Here is a 15876-nt window from a genome sequence, read left to right as displayed (position 1 = left end):
GGTAGGGAGCGGCCTTATCTGAAAGCCACCTCAGCCTTACGCGAAGAAACCATGACCAAGCTCTATGCCGACGGCGCCCAGATACTCGCCGTCGCACCCATGATGGACTGGACCGACCGGTGCTGCCGATATTTTCACCGGCAGCTGAGCCACGATGCGCTTCTGTACACCGAAATGGTGGTGGCAGACGCAATCATTCATGGCGCGCGCGATCGTTTGCTAGGTTTTGACGATTGCGAGCATCCGGTCGCCTTGCAGCTTGGCGGCTCCGATCCGGCCAAGCTCGCCGAGGCCGCTCGTATCGGCGAAGCGTTCGGTTATGACGAAATCAACCTCAATGTCGGCTGCCCGTCTGACCGCGTGCAGTCGGGCACCTTCGGCGCATGCTTGATGAAGACGCCCGACCTGGTTGCCGAAGGCGTTGCGGCAATGAAGGCTGTGGTCAAGGTTCCTGTCACGGTGAAATGCCGTATCGGTGTCGATGACCAGGACCCTGAAACAGCGCTCGATACGCTCGCCGACGCGGTCTTCGCTGCCGGTGCCGATGCGCTTTGGGTGCATGCGCGAAAAGCGTGGCTGGAAGGGCTGAGCCCCAAGGAAAATCGCGATATTCCGCCACTCGACTACGGTCGCGTCTACCGCCTCAAAGCCAGAATGCCCCATCGATTCATAGGCATAAATGGCGGTATTCTGACGCTTGATGAAACACGCTCGCATCTCGACAAGGTCGGCGGCGTGATGCTTGGCCGCGCTGCCTATCACACGCCTGCGGTCCTGGCCGGCGTCGATGCGATGTTGCGCGGCGAGGCGGCCGACGAGTTCGATTTCGCTGCGCTGATCGAAACAATGGCGGATTATGCCGGCCGCCACATCGCCGCCGGTGGCCGTCTCGGTCATGTCACGCGTCATATGGTCGGGATGTTCCACGGCCTTTCCGGCGCACGGCGTTTTCGCCAGATACTTTCCACCGACGCCAACAGGCCTGGGGCTGGCCCTGAGGTGCTGCGTGATGCCTTCGCAGCCGTCAATTTGAGCCGCGCCAGCGAAGCGGCCTGACATTCAGAATTACGGATGTCTGGACTAGTCTCGCAAGATCATCCGGTCGCCGCGCACATCGAAGCCCGACAGCGAGCCGATGAAATTCATGCCGAGAAGGCTTTGCTCTAGCCCCTGGTCGGCAACCAGCATGGGCAGGTTCTTTCGCTCGATGGAGCCAAGCTGGACACTGCCTGCGGTAATGCGCGCAGCGTGCGCGATGCCATTTGCGGTTGAGACAGGAATGGTGAAGCTCAGGCTTGCCGGATCGAACCCAGCCTTGCGGGCGTCGGCCGTGGTAAGCACGGTGCTGGTGGCACCAGTGTCGACCATTGCCTGAATGGTCGCACCGTTGATCTGCATGCGCGCCCCGAAATGTCCGTTTGGCAGCTTGTCCAGTGTGACGGTGGCGCGCCCGTTGCCGTCGAGGGCCGACATCGGGCTGCCTGGCACGAGGCCGGCCGTCACGCGGCTCGCGATATCCTGCAGTTCGTAGCGATATTGATAGCCGGCGACGAACGCCAGGACGATCAGCACCCACAGCGCAAGGCTGCGCAACGTGTCACCCAGGCGCGTTCCCCGACGCAGGATGCCGGCACCGATCACAAGAGCAAGCGCGCCGGCATAGATCAGCTGGCCAAAGCTGTCGTTGTTGAGGCCCAGGGTCTCGCCAGAGGAATGGTTGAACAGCAAAAGCAGCAGTCCGCCGCCGAGCAAGGCTGTGACGACCCAGTAAAGGCGGTTCATGTCTGCTGAAATTCCTTAGTTGGACGCGTTTTCGCGGGCGATGCGCGAACGACGGGTTTCGCGGCGCGGCTTGCGCTCGATGGTTTGGAGCCGGGCGGGCAGGGTTGCCATGACGGCGCGGCGCGTTTCCGGTGACATGCCGAGCCAGGCGCCTATCTCAGCGCGGGTGCGGCCGCAACCGAAGCAATAGCCGGTGGTGTCGTCAACCGAACACAGCATGATGCAGGGAGATTCAATGGCGGTCATAAACATCGTCCACGGCGGCTATGCGTCGCGCCAACATATACGCTGCGCCAGCCACAGATGATGTAGCCTGCGCGGCATTGCAAGCGCTTTCCCGCGACGTCTGATCGCCTTGCTGCCTTCCCGCGAGCGCTTTGTCGCGATTGTTTTCGCGCGCTCAGGCGGCTATGCCGCGCGTGACGATGACGAACAGCAGGTAGCCCCGCATGCCCAGCGCACTTCCCTTTGACGATTTCCGCAATCTGTTTGCCCATCTGCCTGAGGGCGATGTCGCACAGGCCGGCAAGGTTTGGGCCCTGTTTGCCAAGGCCGACAAGCCAAAAGGTTCGCTCGGCCGCATCGAAGACATCGCCGCTTGGCTGGCACGCTGGACTGGGCGTGCTCCTCCCACGGTCCTCAAGCCCATGGTCGCAATATTTGCCGGCAATCACGGCGTGGCTGCCCAGGGCGTTTCGCCGAGGCCGATGGAAGCGACGGCGCGGCGCGTCGAGCTGTGCGCTGCCGGTGGCGCTGCGATCAACCAGATTTGCCTTGCCAACGAACTTGGCCTGAAGGTTCTTGATCTGGCGCTGCATCTGCCGACCGCCGACATCACGGTTGAGCCGGCGCTTGACGAGCGTGGTTGCGCCGCCACCATGGCCTTTGGCATGGAGGCGATTGCCGGCGGCACCGACCTGTTTTGCATCGGCGACCTCGGCGTCGCCAATACCACCGTTGCGGCAGCACTTTGCGCTGCGCTGTTCGGCGGCAAGGGCTCGGATTGGGTTGGGCCTGGATCAGGCGCGGACGCGGCAATGCAGGCGCGCAAGGCGGAAATGGTCGATCGCGCGCTGGCTCTGCACGGCCCTTATCTCAACGACCCCTTCGAGGCGCTGCGTCGTGTTGGCGGCCGCGAATTCGCAGCCATTGCCGGTGCAATCCTTGCTGCGCGCATGGAAAAGATTCCACTCTTGCTCGACGGTTTTGCGACGTCATCCGCAGCCGCGGTGCTTCATGCCGTCGATCCGGCGGCCCTCGATCACTGCATGTTCTCGCACGTCTCGACCGAACCAGGCCATGCCCGCTTGCTCGCAAAGCTCGGCGCGAGGCCTTTGCTGGGGCTTGGCATCGACCATGGCGAAGCGGTGGGAGCCGGGCTTGCGGCCGGTCTCGTCAAGACCGCTGCCCAGATCAGTTCGGGGATGGCAGCGGCGGTTAGCTGACGCTTGCCAGGCAGACCTTCGGTTCGCAATCATGCTCTTGCCGCGCTGCGAGGCTCCAGTTTCGGCAAGCCGTCGATCACCCGCGCGGCAGGGAAGATGGCGATAGCCTCGGTGCCTTCGCGCAGCTTCGAATGCAATTCGAACTCGCCGCCATGAAGCGAGAGCAGGCCCTGCACGATGGGCAGGCCCAGGCCGGTGCCCTGTTCCGCGCTCTTGATGGCGATCGAGCCCTGGCCGAATGCCGAAAGCACGATGGGAATTTCCTCGGCCGGGATGCCGGGGCCGTTGTCCTTGACCGAGATGTACTGCCCGCCACCGGCTGTCCAGCCGACGCGAACGCGGATTTCTCCGCCCGTGGGCGAGAACTTGATGGCGTTGGACAAGAGGTTCAGCGTGATCTGGCGGACGGCGCGTTCGTCTCCGAGCAGGCGCGGCAACGCCGGCTCGAATTGTTCGACGATGCGCAGGTCCTTGTTGCGCGCCTTGAGCTCCATCATGTGGCAGCAATCCTCGACCACCGTCAGCAGCGCCAGCGGCTCTTCGTTGAGCTGGTAGCGGCCGGCCTCGATGCGCGACAAATCGAGGATCTCGTTGATCAGATCAAGCAGATGCTTGCCCGAATCGTGGATGTCGCGGGAGTATTCGCGGTAGGTCGGGCTGTTGATGGGCCCGAGCACTTCTCCCGCCATCACTTCGGAAAAGCCAAGGATTGCGTTGAGCGGAGTGCGCAATTCGTGGCTCATCGTTGCGAGGAAGCGCGACTTGGCGAGGTTGGCGTCCTCGGCGCGGCGTCGGGCCTCGTCGGACATTGACTTGGCCGTTTCCAGTTCGGCAATCAGCGCGTCCATCTCCGAGCGGAACGACATCAGCATCAGAGCCGACCGGTTCTTGATATTGGCGACCTGGGAAAAGAAGGGAAGGGCTACTACCAGCAACGTCACCATGATCATGCCGAGCGGCTCGGACAGCCGGACGCCAAAGGCCGCGTAGGCAGCGACAGGAACGAAGAAGGTCGCCGTCATAGCGCCGCGTAGTGAGGATGCAACGAATGCGGTCGCGGCCATGGCGACAAGAAGGAAAGCCCCTTTCAAGATAGCCAGCAGATCGGGCTCGCAAGCGGTGCATGTCATCGCAGCCAGATAGGCCCATGCAAGTCCGGTGACGAAATGGCCAACGAGGAAGGTGCGGCGCATGGCCATCGGGCTCATGGCGGCGGGAGCGGCCTCGTCGGCGCGACGGGCAAGCAGGGCCAGGCCACCATAGGCCAAAATGGCAACGAACGCCCAAGTGAGGATGACGCGTTCCGCGCCAAGCAGCAGACCAATGCCGGCAAGGATAACGACCAACAATGGGAGCGCGGCTGAATTGGCCCTGATCGAGGCGGCATGGAGCTTCAGCAACTCGCGGTCGAAGGCCAGCCCGCCTGGCTGCTGTGCCAGCTGATCGCGGGTCTTGCGCACAGCGCGAGCGACATCGCTGTTGCGATGGCGTTTCCTGCGGTCCACAATGATCTTGTCCGCCGTATGAGAGCGTTGCAACGGCATGTGATAATTCGATTTTCGCGCGCGCTTACCTTAAGACTGCACGCTACGTCCGAATGATTAAGGGATTGTTTGCCATATGAGCCGTTCGTGGTCGGGCAGGCCGCGACAGCGGTATTTCAGGCGTCCGCGAAGCCGTTGGCGCAAGATTCTGGACTATGCGGTGACGGCTGCGATCCTCGGGCTCCTTATTCTCGTATCGGCGCGTCTCGACAGGGTGGAGACACGCAAGGCCGAGGGAACTGCGGTCGTCAATGACGGCGATTCGATTACGTTGGGGACCGAACGCATCCGGCTGCGTGGAATCGATGCGCCGGAATACTCCCAAGTCTGCGTCAAAGACGGTGCCCAATATCCTTGCGGCCGCCGCTCGCGCGAAGCCCTGTCGCATCTTGTCGCGGGCCGGCAGGTGGTTTGCACAGGCTGGGAGAGAGATAAATACGGCCGCCTGCTCGGCGAGTGCAGTGTCGGCAACACCGACCTCAACCGCGCCCAGGTCGAAGCCGGCTGGGCGATTGCCTATGGCGGCTATGAAGCTGCAGAATCCGCCGCTCGCCGTGACCACAGAGGGATGTGGGCTGGGGATTTCGATCGTCCGCGCGATTGGCGCAAAATGCATGGCGACATGACCGACATCGAGCATGGCAGCTACGGACGGATACTCAATTGGCTGCGGGAAATCTTTCGATTCTGGTAGTTTACGGCCTATAGTTGCGAAATCGCGGCAACCGAGGAGAAGCCAATGATGCTGTTTGATGGTGGCCGGGCGCCGAACCCGAGGCGGGTGCGTGTGTTCCTGGCCGAAAAAGGCATCGAGGTGCCGATGACATCGGTCGACATGGGAGCCATGGGACACAAGGCCGAGGCAGTTGCCTCGCGCAATCCGTTGCGGCGCTTGCCGGTTCTCGAGCTGGACGACGGCACAATCCTCACCGAATCCATCGCTATCTGCCGCTATTTCGAGGAACTGCACCCGGAACCGGCGCTCTTTGGTCGTGGGGCGCTTGGCAGGGCGCTCGTCGAGATGTGGCAGCGGCGGATCGAGTTCAACCTGTTCCAGCCTGTTAGCTTTGCTTTCCGGCACATCCACCCGGCCATGAAGGAATGGGAAGTGCCCCAGGTTCCGGAATGGGGCGAGGCCAACAAGCCGAAGGTGATCGATTTCCTCGCGCTGCTCGACAAGGAATTTTCATCGCGCGAATTCGCCGCCGGCGACGCTTTTTCCATTGCCGATATCACCGGGCTGATCGCCGTCGACTTCATGAAGCCGGCCCGCATCGTGGTACCCGAGGAGTTTGCCAACGTGCTGCGCTGGTACCGCTCGATTGCCGCCCGCCCGAGTGCCGCAGCCTGAACATGTCCGCCGAACTCGACCGACTGGTTGTGGAGATCAAGGGCTGCCGCATTTGCGTCGATCATCCGTTGGGCAAACCCTTGCCCCATGAGCCTCGGCCGGTGGTCGTACCGTCATCGCGTGCGCGTATCCTCATCGCCGGGCAGGCGCCCGGGACCAGGGTGCATCTAAGCGGCGCGCCGTTTACCGACGCTTCAGGCGACCGCCTGCGCGATTGGCTGGGCGTTTCCCCTGAAGCTTTCTACGATCCGGAAAAATTCGCGATCGTGCCAATGGGATTTTGCTTTCCAGGGCAGGACGCCAAGGGCGGCGACCTGCCGCCACGACGGGAATGCGCGCTGGCCTGGCGCGCACGGCTGATGGGGCTGATGCCGCAGATCGATGTCGTGCTGGCGATCGGTCAATACGCGCAACGCTGGCACATGGGCGCCGCGCGTGGCTCGTCCTTGACCGACACAGTCGCCGATTGGCGTTCGGTCTGGGCGCGCTCATCGGGCCCGCATGTGCTGCCATTGCCGCATCCATCCTGGCGCAACACCGGCTGGATCAAACGGAATCCGTGGTTCGAAATGGAATTGCTGCCTTTTCTCAGGACGGAAATCCAGAGTCGTCTTTCCTAGGCGGTATGGAAATCGATACCGAAAATGCAGGGTGTGCGGAGAATTCCTTTCTTGTATGATGGGGTAAATCACAGGATTATGGCGAACCTTTTCTAACGGAGCCTGCATATGGACCGCCTCGACCGGAAAATCCTTCGTCTCCTCCAGGAGGACGCGACCTTGGCCGTTGCCGATGTCGCCAAGAAAGTCGGCCTGTCCACCACGCCCTGCTGGCGGCGTATCCAGAAGCTGGAGGAAGAAGGCGTCATCAAGCGGCGTGTCGCCATTCTCGATCCGGAAAAGATCAACACCCGCGTCACCGTCTTCGTGTCGATCCGCACCAATTCACACAGCCATGAGTGGCTGAGGCGGTTTTCCGAGGTCATTCAGGAGTTTCCCGAGGTCATCGAGTTTTACCGCATGAGCGGGGACGTCGATTACCTGCTGCGCGTCGTCGTGCCTGACATCGCTGCCTACGATGCCTTCTACAAGCGCCTGATCGCCAAGATCGAGATCCGCGACGTGTCGTCGGCCTTCGCCATGGAGCAGATCAAGTACACGACCGAATTGCCGCTCGACTACATGGTTCTGGACAAGGAAAGCGGCGCGTCGGCCGCCTGATCAACGGTTCTTCGCGTTCAGTCGTTCAAGGGTCTTGAGATCGGTAAGTTCGCGCACGGCGTCCTTGCCGATCCATCTGGCCGTCTTGTTAGCCGAAACGGCGAGTTTTTGTGACAATGCCAGGGCCGGGGTATGGAGGGCGGGCGAACGCTTGCCGACCTGACGCAGCGCCCAGTTCACGGCTTTCTTGACGAAGTTCCTGCTGTCTGTCGAATGCGTTTCGATCAGATCGAGCCAACCTATGAAGGTTTGATCCGGCTCTTTCTTCAGGTGCACCGCGGCCGTGGCGATAGCCGAGAAGGCCGCACGCCGGACGAATTCACGCTCGTCCGCGGCATAGGCTGTAATGATCTCATGGGCGAGCCCGGCATCGCAGAAGAGGTAGACGGCGTGGTCGACGATCTCCCAGCTGTCGAAATCGGCGGCCATGGCGTCGGCTTGCGCGCGCGCGACCTTTTTAGGCTCATCGGTGGCAACCGCCAAGATACGCGCTTCGCGGATGCCTGTAGCCCACAGTGCCAGCGCGCGCTCGTGATCCTGCTTTAGCGTCTTGGCGATAGGCCTCAGCACGGCATTGGAGATGCCAAGCGCCCGATCGTTGCGAATGCCAAAGCGGGCGATGCCGGCGCGGTCTTCCTCCGAGCCGAGCGTCCTCAGATGCGCGACGATCTCTTCGACTGTGGAGGTCGGCGCCAGCACCATGATGCAGCGCTATTTTTCGAGGCGCGCGAGTAGCGAGGATGTATCCCAGCGCTTGCCGCCCATCCCCTGCACATCCTTGTAGAACTGGTCGACCAGGGCCGTGACCGGCAGTTTGGCACCGTTGCGATCAGCTTCTTCCAGGCAGATGCCGAGATCCTTGCGCATCCAGTCGACGGCGAATCCGAAATCGTATTTGCCGGCGTTCATGGTCTTGTGGCGGTTTTCCATTTGCCAGGAGCCGGCGGCACCCTTGGAGATTACATCGACGACCTTTTCGATGTCGAGGCCAGCCTTCTTGCCAAAGTGGATGCCCTCGGCGAGGCCCTGGACAAGGCCTGCGATGCAGATCTGGTTGATCATCTTGGTCAGCTGGCCAGCACCCGCGGAACCCATCAGGCCAACCATGCGGGCAAATGAATCGATCACTGGCCGAGCGCGGTCGAATATGTCCTGTTCGCCGCCCACCATGACCGTGAGCACGCCGTTCTCAGCGCCGGCCTGACCGCCTGACACCGGTGCATCGAGAAAATGGAAGCCGCCGGCTCGTGCAGCAGCATCGAGCTCGCGTGCGACCTCTGCCGATGCGGTAGTGTTGTCGATGAAGATCGAACCCTTCTTCATCACATGGAATGCACCCTGTGTGCCTGTCGTGACTTCGCGCAGGTCGTCGTCATTGCCGACACAAGCGAAGACGAAGTCCTTGCCCTCGGCGGCCTCCGCTGGGGTCGCCGCAAAGGCGCCGCCGTGCTGGGCAGCCCACTTTTGTGCCTTCTCGGTGGTGCGGTTGTAGACGGTCACGTCGTGCCCGCCCTTGTTCTTGAGATGGCCGGCCATGGGATAGCCCATAACGCCAAGACCAAGAAACGCGACCGATGCCATGGCTCACCCTTTCGAAGTGCAAATATTGTCGTGCCCGAGGTCTATGACATGGGGCGGATTCGTCAAGGCGATCGTGTTTGGGCCAGAGTTTGCTCAGCGATGCAGATGGCGAGTGATGCGCCGTTCGATCCAGTCGATAAAATGGCGCAAGGTTTCAACCAACGAGAGGTAGAGCAGGGCCGCCCAGAGATAGGTCTGGAAGTCGAACGTGCGCGAAAAGGCGCGCCGTGTCTCGCCCATCAGATCGTAGACCGTGATGATGGCGACGATGGCGGAACCCTTGATCATCAGGATGATTTCGTTGCCGTAAGGGCGAAGCGCCACTATCAATGCCTGCGGCAGGACGACCTTGTAGAGTGTCTGCAATTTCGACAGGCCAAGCGCGGATGCCGCCTCCCATTGGCCTTTGCCGACGCTTTCAATGGCGCCACGCAGGATTTCCGCCTGATAGGCAGCAGTGTTGAGCGCAAAGGCAAAGACCGCGCAATACCAGGCTTCGCGGAAAAAACTCCACAGGCCGATGGCCTCCAGCTGCGGCCTGAACGAGCCGAACCCGTAATAGATCAGGAAGGTCTGTGCGAGCAGCGGCGTGCCGCGGAAAAAATAGACATAGCCAAAGGAAATCGCATTCAACACCCGGTTCTTCGACATTCTGGCATAGCAGATCGGCAACGACAGGACCGCGCCCAGCACGGTGGAAATCGCGACCAGCGTCAGCGTTACGCGCAGGCCCGAGAGGTAGGATGGCGCGTATTTGGCGAAGAGTTCAGGATTCCAGGCACTGAACAGGTAGGTTACGAGGGCAAGTCCCAGCACGATCCAGAGGCCGACAAAGCCCCAGCCCATCAAGCGTTCGCTCGACCAGCCACGTGGCGGTGCTGGCGGGCGCAGCGCCTTGGCGGTTGGTTCACTCGTCGTGCTCATCGCTGCGCCTCCCGCTTGCCGACCCAGCGCTCGATTGCGTTGATGCCGAAGGACGAGATGATGGCGAGTGCAAGATAGATCAGGCAGGCGACGCCGAAGAACATGAAAGCGTGTTTGGTGACACGCGCGGCAATACTGCTTTGACGGACGATGTCGGTCAGGCCGACCGCCGAGACCAGAGCCGTCTCCTTGAGCAGGATGAGCCAGAGATTGGACAGGCCGGGCAGGGCGATGCGAATGAGTTGCGGCAGGATCACCAGCCGCATGGTCTGGCGCTGGGACAAGCCTATCGAATAGCCGCCTTCATACTGGCCGCGCGGGATGGCGCGAAAGGCAGAAAGTAAGACTTCGCTGGCGTAGGATGAGAAGACGGCGCCCAGGGCGATCATGCCGGCAACGAAGCTGTTGATTTCGACGACCGCATCGGGTCGCACCAGCCGGACCAGCTGCTGGATGCCGATCTGGGCGCCGTAGAACACGAGAAACAGCGTCAAAAGCTCAGGCAAGCCGCGGAAGATCGTGGTGTAGATATTGCCGGCCAGCCGCATGGACGGTTCGCTCGACTGCTTGGCCAGTGCGATCAGGTAGCCGATCAGCAAGCCCAGCGGCAATGTCACCAGGGCTAGCGAAACGGTGACAAGCACGCCATGGGCAAGATCGTCTCCCCAACCTTCGGGTCCGAAACTGAGAAGCGCCCAAACGCTTTGCATCGGCAGATTGTCCCCTTTGCATTCCCGTTGTGGGAGTGCCACCGCCTTTCGTGGCGGCTTGTTGTTGTGTCTAAATTAGCCAAACGGCGGGAACTTGTCCCGCCGCCTGTTTGAACTTGTCAGACCCTGATCGGCTCAATCGCCATAAACGTCGAACTTGAAGTACTTGTCGTTGATTTCCTTGTACTTCCCGTTGGCGCGAATGGCTGCGATTGCCGCGGAGAACTGGTCGGCCAGTGCTGTTTCGCCCTTGCGGACGCCAACGCCTGCGCCTTCGCCGTGGATTTCGGGCATGTTCGGAATGGTACCCACGATCTTGCAGCAAGCGCCGTCCGGGCTGTCGAGCCAGCCCTGGATGGACACGAGGTCGTCCATCACTGCGTCAAGACGGCCATTGGTGATGTCCAGCTTGTACTCTTCCGCGCTTGGATAAGACTTGATCGTGCTGTCGGTGAGGACCTTCTCGGAGTAGTTGTAGTGAATGGTCGAGCCCTGCACGCCAATAGTCTTGCCAGCCAGGTCTTCCTTGGTCACGCCTTTGATGTCGCTGTCCTTGGCCGCAGCGATCACCGCAGGGGTGTTGATGTACTTCTTGGAGAAGTCGATCTTTTCCTTGCGTTCGGGCGTGATCGACATCTGCGCGATGATGGCGTCGAACTTGCCGGCCTGAAGTGCCGGAATCATGCCGTCCCATTCCTGGGCGACGATCTCGCACTTGACCTTCATCTCGTCGCAGAGCGCGTTGGCGATGTCGACGTCGAAGCCTACGAGCTTACCGTCAGCGGTCAGGTTGTTGTAGGGAGGGTAGGCACCTTCGGTGGCGATCGTGATTTTCTTTTCTTGCGCCTGTGCCATTCCGATGGTCAGCGCGAACGCTGCCGATGCGGCCAAGGCGATCTTGGAAATACGCATAATCTTCCTCTCTGTTACCGTCCGGCCGGTTCCTGTCCATTGCGGCCGTTGGGCGGAAACTATCCGCCTGTGGCGGGGATACTCCCACTGTTTTCAGTTAAAAATCAATCGTGAAAAGGTCTTTTGTGATCCTGGTACCATGCAACTAAGTTGACGTTGCGTTAGCGGCGTTCAGGCCAAACTGCTTTTCGATAAAGTCGGCAATCGCCCTGATGTCGTCGATCCCGAACACCGGAACCTGTTCTCCCTCGACCGGATGATCGGAGGCGACGGCGACGATGGCGGGGTCCTTGGAGGTCAGCGGCGAGCGATCCTTGGCCTCCAGCCGGCGCGCTTCTATCTTGAGATGGTTCTCGCGCTTGTAGCCTTCGACGAGCACCAGATCGCAAGGCGCAAGGCGCGCCAAAACCTCGTCCAGCGTCGGCTCGTCTTCACCTCGCAGTTCGTGCATCAGCGCCCAGCGGCGGCCTGACACGATGGCAACCTCCGTTGCACCGGCCTCGCGATGGCGAAAACTGTCAGCGCCCGGCTTGTCGATATCGAAGTGGTGATGAGCGTGCTTGACAGTCGAGACCCTCCAGCCGCGCCCGACAAGTTCCGTCACCAGGCGCTCGGTCAAGGTCGTCTTGCCGGAGTTTTTCCAGCCGGTGATGCCGAAAACGCGATGCGCCATCAGTTCGCTCCGCCAAAAAGGCGTTCGGCCTCGGCAAGGTCACCAGGCGTGTTGATGTTGAAGAACGGATCGAGGGTCGTCGCGCCGCGCTGTTCGACTTCGAAATCAACCACGTCTAAGCCTGCTTGCTCGATGAACGTCATCACCCTTCGGGTATCGCCGCTTTCCAAAAAGGCCGCAAGCGCTTCGCGAAGCGAAACCGGCCACAGCGCGAAAGTCGGGTGCACGCGCCCGTTGGAGGCAGCCACCGCCACGCGCCCCGCAGTCGAATGCATGGCGAGTTGCCGGGCGAGATCAAGCGGGAAGAATGGCGTATCCCCGGCAACGCTGAGGACATGGGTGATCTCACCCTTGCTGTCCGCCCATTCCAGCCCGGCGAACACGCCAGCCAGCGGGCCCTGATAGCCGGCAATCGTATCGGCGATGATGTCCACGCCGAGGCTCGCGAAATGAGACGGACCGGCGTTGGTGTTGATGCAAACCGGAGACACCTGGGATGCAAGGCGGTCAAGCACTTGACTGATCAAGGGGCGCCCAAAAAGCGGCAGCAGCGTCTTGTCGGTGCCTCCCATCCGGCTCGATCGCCCGCCGGCAAGGATCAGGCCCGCGATCTGCATCGCCATGGCTAAACTCCGTCGGGCGCCATTGAGGCGCTTGTGCTGTCCGCCGCCGGTCGACCCTTGCCAACGACACGTTCGCGATAGAGCGAGTAGAGGCCGGAGGCGACGATGATGGCGGCACCGGCGATCATTGCAGGGTCCGGCATATCGCTGAATACCACGATGCTGAGCGAGAGAGCCCAGATCAGAGCGGTGTAGCGAAACGGTGCGATGAATGAGATTTCGCCTTCGCGCATCGCCATGATGACGAACTGATAGCCGAACAGCACCAGCACTGCCGCCCCCGCCAGGAAAAGGACGAGGTCGAAAGTCATCGGCACCCACCCGCCGAAGGGTACGATCGTCAGCGCACCGGTGATGGTGATGACGATCGTCGTGACGGTCGATACGAAAAGGGAAGGCACGTGGCCGGGGATCTTGCGTGTCGCAAGGTCGCGTACCGCGCAAAAGGCAACCGACAGCAGCGCCAGCACTGAAAAGGCGTTGAAGCCCTCGAAACCGGGACGCACGATGATCAGGACACCGCCGAATCCGGTGGCGATAGCCAGCCAGCGGCGCCAGCCGACGCTCTCGCCCAGAAACAGTGCCGCTCCCATGGTCACCGCGAGTGGCAGTGCCTGGAGCACGGCCGAAATGTTGGCCAGTGGCAGATGCGGCAAGGCAACGAGAAAGCAGACCGTGCCACCGACCTCGCCGACAAGACGCAACAGCACCATGGGGTGCCAGTACTGCCTAAAACCCCTGAGCGCGCCCTGTTGCCAGGCCAGCAGGCTGATCAGCGTGGTGGCGAACACACCGCGTACGAGCATCAACTGACCCGGATTGATCGTCTGGGAAGCGAGCTTGCTCAGCGTATCGTTGAAGGTGAATGCTGCCATCGCGATCACCATGAACACGGCGCCGCGAATATTCGAGGAAAGAGGCAATTGAGCTTTCCGTTGCTGCTGTTGCCCTACGGCTTTAGCACCAGCACGCGAAACAGCAATGCCAATCGGCTGGACCAGGCAGCATTCGGCCTATGGGCCGTTGAGGCTTTCGGCGATAGCGCTGACCAACGGGTCGTATTTCGCCTTGGCCGACGCAGAGTACTTGAGCAGGAACGCGTGAATGACTCCGTCACCGCCGAACTCGAGGCGGTGGTAGAAGATGTTGGGCCCGTCATGGCCCGACAGTACCACCCAATCCCTGCCCACCTTGCGGTAGCTGACATCCAGTCCCTCGGAGCTGAAATCGGCAAGCTGTTCAGGCGTCTGTTCGAGCGCGTTGTTGGAGCCATAGACAGCAAGGCTTCCGCCGTCTGGTGCCAGCCACAGCAGGCCGTCGCCATTGGCCGGCTCCTCGGCATGGCTGGTGAAGATTTCGTCGGGAAACGTCACTGACGTTCCGAAACGGGCATTGGTGTAGGTGAAGGGCTTGGCGGAAACGGGGCTTGCGATTGCCAAGGCAAGCGCGCCTGCCGACAGTATCGTTGCCACCTTGCGGATCATGCGGTTCCCCCTTCGAGAAACGCGCCTGTCAGCCGCCGGTCACGCTCATGTGGCGAGAGACGGAAGGGCGGTTGGTGCGGCGATCGATGATGAAGTCATGGCCCTTGGGCTTGCGCCCGATCGCCTCGTCGATGGCGTTCGACAACAGCTCGTTGCCTTCGGAAGCGCGTAGCGGTGCCCTAAGGTCCGCAGCGTCTTCCTGGCCGAGGCACATGTAGAGCGTGCCGGTACAGGTCAGCCGTACTCTATTGCAGCTTTCGCAGAAATTATGCGTCATCGGCGTGATGAAGCCGAGCCGTCCGCCGGTTTCGGCGACGTCGACATAGCGCGCCGGACCGCCTGTCTTGAACGGGATGTCGGTCAGCGTCAACTGCCGCTCAAGATTGGCCCTTAACAGCGACAGCGGCATGTACTGGTCGGTGCGGTCGGCATCGATCTCGCCCATCGGCATGGTTTCGATGACGGTCAGGTCCATGCCGCGGCCATTGGCCCAGCGCAGCATGTCAGGGATCTCGGTGTCGTTGAAGCCCTTGAGCGCCACGGCATTGAGCTTGATGTGCAGACCGGCCGCCTGAGCCGCGTCGATGCCTTCCATCACCTTGGAAAGGTGGCCCCAGCGGGTGATGGCATGAAACTTGTCGGGATCAAGCGTGTCGAGCGAGACATTGATGCGGCGAACGCCGCAATCGGCGAGTTCTCCCGCGAAGCGCGACAGCTGCGAGCCGTTGGTTGTCAGCGTCAGTTCTTCCAGCGCGCCGCTCTCGATATGGCGCGACAGCTGGCGGATGAGGTGCATGACATTCTTGCGCACCAGCGGTTCACCACCGGTGAGGCGCAGCTTCTTGACGCCTTTTTCTATGAAGACAGTGCAGAGGCGGTCGAGTTCTTCGAGCGACAGCAAATCCTTCTTGGGCAAGAAGGTCATGTCTTCGGCCATGCAATAGGTACAACGGAAATCGCAGCGGTCGGTCACCGACACGCGCAGATAACTGATCGAGCGACCGAAAGGATCGATCATATCCATGGTCTGCGCTTCCGTTTCCCGTTTTATGGCGTCTTTTTCAGCGCCTGCATATTACGGCTATGTTGTACGCACGCGCCTGTCAATCAAGATGAAAGTTTGTTGCCCTGGGGTAGCGCGTGTCTCTTTGTCCGATTGGCGCGGTGATAGTGCTTTTCGCGGCGGTCGAAGCGCAGTAGTGAAGGGCAACTCAAAAGGGCAGGATGGATCATGACGGCACCGAAAGAATTGAGGGTCTCCAAGGACCGCAAGCTGTTGACGTTGACCTTCCCTGACCATCGCCCGTTCGAGCTTTCAGCCGAGTTGCTGCGCGTGCTTTCTCCATCTGCCGAGGTGCAGGGACATTCGCCGGAACAGCGCGTGACGGTTCCCGGCAAGAAAGACGTTGCGATCCTCAAGATCGAACCGGTGGGCAACTACGCCGTGCGCATCACCTTCGACGATTTCCACGACACCGGTATCTTCACCTGGAATTACCTCCACACGCTGGGCCACGAGAAAGACAAGCGCTGGCAGGGGTATCTCGACGAACTGGCGCAAAAGGGACTGAGCCGTCAGCGGTAACTGTCTTCGGCAGTTCACAATGGCCGGCTAAGCGCAGCAGGA

General features: G+C 61.0%; 20 protein-coding genes. 7 read left to right on the top strand and 13 right to left on the bottom strand.

Going from position 1 to position 15876, the window contains the following annotated elements; all coding sequences use genetic code 11:
• Window positions 1-51 precede the first annotated feature (51 nt).
• Window positions 52-1056 (top strand): tRNA dihydrouridine(20/20a) synthase DusA, encoded by a 1005-nt coding sequence (dusA, locus tag C8K44_RS12905; RefSeq protein WP_109576190.1) that lies wholly within the window; start codon window positions 52-54, stop codon window positions 1054-1056.
• A 24-nt stretch (window positions 1057-1080) separates the two neighbouring features.
• Here dusA and C8K44_RS12900 read toward each other — a convergent pair whose 3' ends face one another.
• Together C8K44_RS12900 and C8K44_RS12895 are read right to left on the bottom strand one after the other, a co-directional pair.
• Entirely contained in the window at window positions 1081-1782 is a 702-nt protein-coding gene (locus C8K44_RS12900) for a TIGR02281 family clan AA aspartic protease (protein ID WP_109576189.1), read from the bottom strand.
• A gap of 15 nt (window positions 1783-1797) precedes the next feature.
• Window positions 1798-2028, bottom strand: coding sequence for a DUF1289 domain-containing protein (locus C8K44_RS12895; RefSeq protein ID WP_109576188.1), 231 nt, complete (start codon window positions 2026-2028; stop codon window positions 1798-1800).
• Between the two features lie 203 nt (window positions 2029-2231).
• On the opposite strand from C8K44_RS12895, the gene C8K44_RS12890 reads away from it, so the two are divergent.
• Window positions 2232-3227, top strand: a complete 996-nt coding sequence (locus C8K44_RS12890; protein ID WP_109576187.1) for a nicotinate-nucleotide--dimethylbenzimidazole phosphoribosyltransferase — start codon at window positions 2232-2234, stop codon at window positions 3225-3227.
• Between the two features lie 29 nt (window positions 3228-3256).
• Here C8K44_RS12890 and C8K44_RS12885 read toward each other — a convergent pair whose 3' ends face one another.
• Window positions 3257-4771 (bottom strand): HAMP domain-containing sensor histidine kinase, encoded by a 1515-nt coding sequence (locus C8K44_RS12885; protein ID WP_109576186.1) that lies wholly within the window; start codon window positions 4769-4771, stop codon window positions 3257-3259.
• Window positions 4772-4931: 160 nt separating this feature from the next.
• On the opposite strand from C8K44_RS12885, the gene C8K44_RS12880 reads away from it, so the two are divergent.
• From C8K44_RS12880 to C8K44_RS12865, 4 genes are all read left to right on the top strand, one after another.
• Entirely contained in the window at window positions 4932-5465 is a 534-nt protein-coding gene (locus tag C8K44_RS12880; protein ID WP_348626329.1) for a thermonuclease family protein, read from the top strand.
• Between the two features lie 45 nt (window positions 5466-5510).
• On the top strand, window positions 5511-6122 hold the full coding sequence (locus C8K44_RS12875; protein WP_109576184.1) for a glutathione S-transferase: 612 nt from the start codon (window positions 5511-5513) through the stop codon (window positions 6120-6122).
• A gap of 2 nt (window positions 6123-6124) precedes the next feature.
• Window positions 6125-6742, top strand: coding sequence for a uracil-DNA glycosylase family protein (locus tag C8K44_RS12870; protein ID WP_109576183.1), 618 nt, complete (start codon window positions 6125-6127; stop codon window positions 6740-6742).
• 108 nt (window positions 6743-6850) lie between these two features.
• Window positions 6851-7342: an Lrp/AsnC family transcriptional regulator gene (locus C8K44_RS12865; protein ID WP_109576182.1), complete on the top strand. Its 492-nt coding sequence runs from the start codon at window positions 6851-6853 to the stop codon at window positions 7340-7342.
• Here C8K44_RS12865 and C8K44_RS12860 read toward each other — a convergent pair whose 3' ends face one another.
• From C8K44_RS12860 to moaA, 10 genes are all read right to left on the bottom strand, one after another.
• Window positions 7343-8044 carry a DNA alkylation repair protein gene (locus tag C8K44_RS12860; RefSeq protein WP_109576181.1) on the bottom strand — a complete coding sequence of 234 codons (702 nt, stop codon included), beginning with the start codon at window positions 8042-8044 and terminating at the stop codon, window positions 7343-7345.
• A 9-nt stretch (window positions 8045-8053) separates the two neighbouring features.
• Window positions 8054-8923, bottom strand: a complete 870-nt coding sequence (locus tag C8K44_RS12855; RefSeq protein ID WP_109576180.1) for an NAD(P)-dependent oxidoreductase — start codon at window positions 8921-8923, stop codon at window positions 8054-8056.
• Window positions 8924-9016: 93 nt separating this feature from the next.
• Window positions 9017-9847 carry an ABC transporter permease gene (locus C8K44_RS12850; RefSeq protein WP_109576179.1) on the bottom strand — a complete coding sequence of 277 codons (831 nt, stop codon included), beginning with the start codon at window positions 9845-9847 and terminating at the stop codon, window positions 9017-9019.
• Window positions 9844-10557: an ABC transporter permease gene (locus tag C8K44_RS12845; RefSeq protein ID WP_109576178.1), complete on the bottom strand. Its 714-nt coding sequence runs from the start codon at window positions 10555-10557 to the stop codon at window positions 9844-9846. The genes C8K44_RS12850 and C8K44_RS12845 overlap by 4 nt, the downstream gene beginning before the upstream one ends.
• 135 nt (window positions 10558-10692) lie before the next feature.
• The gene (locus C8K44_RS12840; protein WP_109576177.1) at window positions 10693-11469 is read right to left on the bottom strand and encodes an ABC transporter substrate-binding protein; all 777 of its coding nucleotides are present in this window, start codon (window positions 11467-11469) and stop codon (window positions 10693-10695) included.
• Between the two features lie 145 nt (window positions 11470-11614).
• A complete protein-coding gene (gene mobB, locus C8K44_RS12835; protein WP_109576176.1) occupies window positions 11615-12142 on the bottom strand; it encodes a molybdopterin-guanine dinucleotide biosynthesis protein B in 528 nt (175 codons plus the stop codon).
• The gene (mobA, locus tag C8K44_RS12830; RefSeq protein WP_109576175.1) at window positions 12142-12765 is read right to left on the bottom strand and encodes a molybdenum cofactor guanylyltransferase MobA; all 624 of its coding nucleotides are present in this window, start codon (window positions 12763-12765) and stop codon (window positions 12142-12144) included. The genes mobB and mobA overlap by 1 nt, the downstream gene beginning before the upstream one ends.
• A gap of 2 nt (window positions 12766-12767) precedes the next feature.
• Window positions 12768-13688 (bottom strand): DMT family transporter, encoded by a 921-nt coding sequence (locus C8K44_RS12825; protein WP_281062992.1) that lies wholly within the window; start codon window positions 13686-13688, stop codon window positions 12768-12770.
• Window positions 13689-13778: 90 nt separating this feature from the next.
• Window positions 13779-14249 carry a hypothetical protein gene (locus tag C8K44_RS12820; RefSeq protein WP_109576173.1) on the bottom strand — a complete coding sequence of 157 codons (471 nt, stop codon included), beginning with the start codon at window positions 14247-14249 and terminating at the stop codon, window positions 13779-13781.
• Between the two features lie 28 nt (window positions 14250-14277).
• Window positions 14278-15273: a GTP 3',8-cyclase MoaA gene (moaA, locus tag C8K44_RS12815; RefSeq protein WP_109576172.1), complete on the bottom strand. Its 996-nt coding sequence runs from the start codon at window positions 15271-15273 to the stop codon at window positions 14278-14280.
• Between the two features lie 207 nt (window positions 15274-15480).
• Here moaA and C8K44_RS12810 point away from each other — a divergent pair, with 207 nt between their 5' ends.
• Complete coding sequence (locus C8K44_RS12810) at window positions 15481-15834, top strand: DUF971 domain-containing protein (protein WP_109576171.1); 354 nt, start codon at window positions 15481-15483, stop codon at window positions 15832-15834.
• Window positions 15835-15876 lie beyond the last annotated feature (42 nt).

Origin of the sequence: Aminobacter sp. AP02, from assembly GCF_003148805.1 — a bacterium.
GTDB lineage: Bacteria > Pseudomonadota > Alphaproteobacteria > Rhizobiales > Rhizobiaceae > Aminobacter.
Note: the sequence above shows the minus strand (reverse complement) of the source record. Positions and strands in the feature narration are given on the sequence as shown.

What these genes read in the sequence shown, in the direction of transcription:
- C8K44_RS12845 (WP_109576178.1), bottom strand. Translation starts at nt 10,557, where the DNA reads ATGCAAAGCGTTTGGGCGCTTCTCAGTTTCGGACCCGAAGGTTGGGGA.
- C8K44_RS12895 (WP_109576188.1), bottom strand. Translation starts at nt 2,028, where the DNA reads ATGACCGCCATTGAATCTCCCTGCATCATGCTGTGTTCGGTTGACGAC.
- dusA (WP_109576190.1), top strand. Translation starts at nt 52, where the DNA reads ATGACCAAGCTCTATGCCGACGGCGCCCAGATACTCGCCGTCGCACCC.
- mobB (WP_109576176.1), bottom strand. Translation starts at nt 12,142, where the DNA reads ATGGCGCATCGCGTTTTCGGCATCACCGGCTGGAAAAACTCCGGCAAG.
- C8K44_RS12870 (WP_109576183.1), top strand. Translation starts at nt 6,125, where the DNA reads ATGTCCGCCGAACTCGACCGACTGGTTGTGGAGATCAAGGGCTGCCGC.
- C8K44_RS12890 (WP_109576187.1), top strand. Translation starts at nt 2,232, where the DNA reads ATGCCCAGCGCACTTCCCTTTGACGATTTCCGCAATCTGTTTGCCCAT.
- C8K44_RS12885 (WP_109576186.1), bottom strand. Translation starts at nt 4,771, where the DNA reads ATGCCGTTGCAACGCTCTCATACGGCGGACAAGATCATTGTGGACCGC.
- C8K44_RS12875 (WP_109576184.1), top strand. Translation starts at nt 5,511, where the DNA reads ATGATGCTGTTTGATGGTGGCCGGGCGCCGAACCCGAGGCGGGTGCGT.
- C8K44_RS12840 (WP_109576177.1), bottom strand. Translation starts at nt 11,469, where the DNA reads ATGCGTATTTCCAAGATCGCCTTGGCCGCATCGGCAGCGTTCGCGCTG.
- mobA (WP_109576175.1), bottom strand. Translation starts at nt 12,765, where the DNA reads ATGGCGATGCAGATCGCGGGCCTGATCCTTGCCGGCGGGCGATCGAGC.
- C8K44_RS12865 (WP_109576182.1), top strand. Translation starts at nt 6,851, where the DNA reads ATGGACCGCCTCGACCGGAAAATCCTTCGTCTCCTCCAGGAGGACGCG.
- C8K44_RS12850 (WP_109576179.1), bottom strand. Translation starts at nt 9,847, where the DNA reads ATGAGCACGACGAGTGAACCAACCGCCAAGGCGCTGCGCCCGCCAGCA.
- C8K44_RS12860 (WP_109576181.1), bottom strand. Translation starts at nt 8,044, where the DNA reads ATGGTGCTGGCGCCGACCTCCACAGTCGAAGAGATCGTCGCGCATCTG.
- C8K44_RS12820 (WP_109576173.1), bottom strand. Translation starts at nt 14,249, where the DNA reads ATGATCCGCAAGGTGGCAACGATACTGTCGGCAGGCGCGCTTGCCTTG.
- C8K44_RS12855 (WP_109576180.1), bottom strand. Translation starts at nt 8,923, where the DNA reads ATGGCATCGGTCGCGTTTCTTGGTCTTGGCGTTATGGGCTATCCCATG.
- moaA (WP_109576172.1), bottom strand. Translation starts at nt 15,273, where the DNA reads ATGGATATGATCGATCCTTTCGGTCGCTCGATCAGTTATCTGCGCGTG.
- C8K44_RS12900 (WP_109576189.1), bottom strand. Translation starts at nt 1,782, where the DNA reads ATGAACCGCCTTTACTGGGTCGTCACAGCCTTGCTCGGCGGCGGACTG.
- C8K44_RS12810 (WP_109576171.1), top strand. Translation starts at nt 15,481, where the DNA reads ATGACGGCACCGAAAGAATTGAGGGTCTCCAAGGACCGCAAGCTGTTG.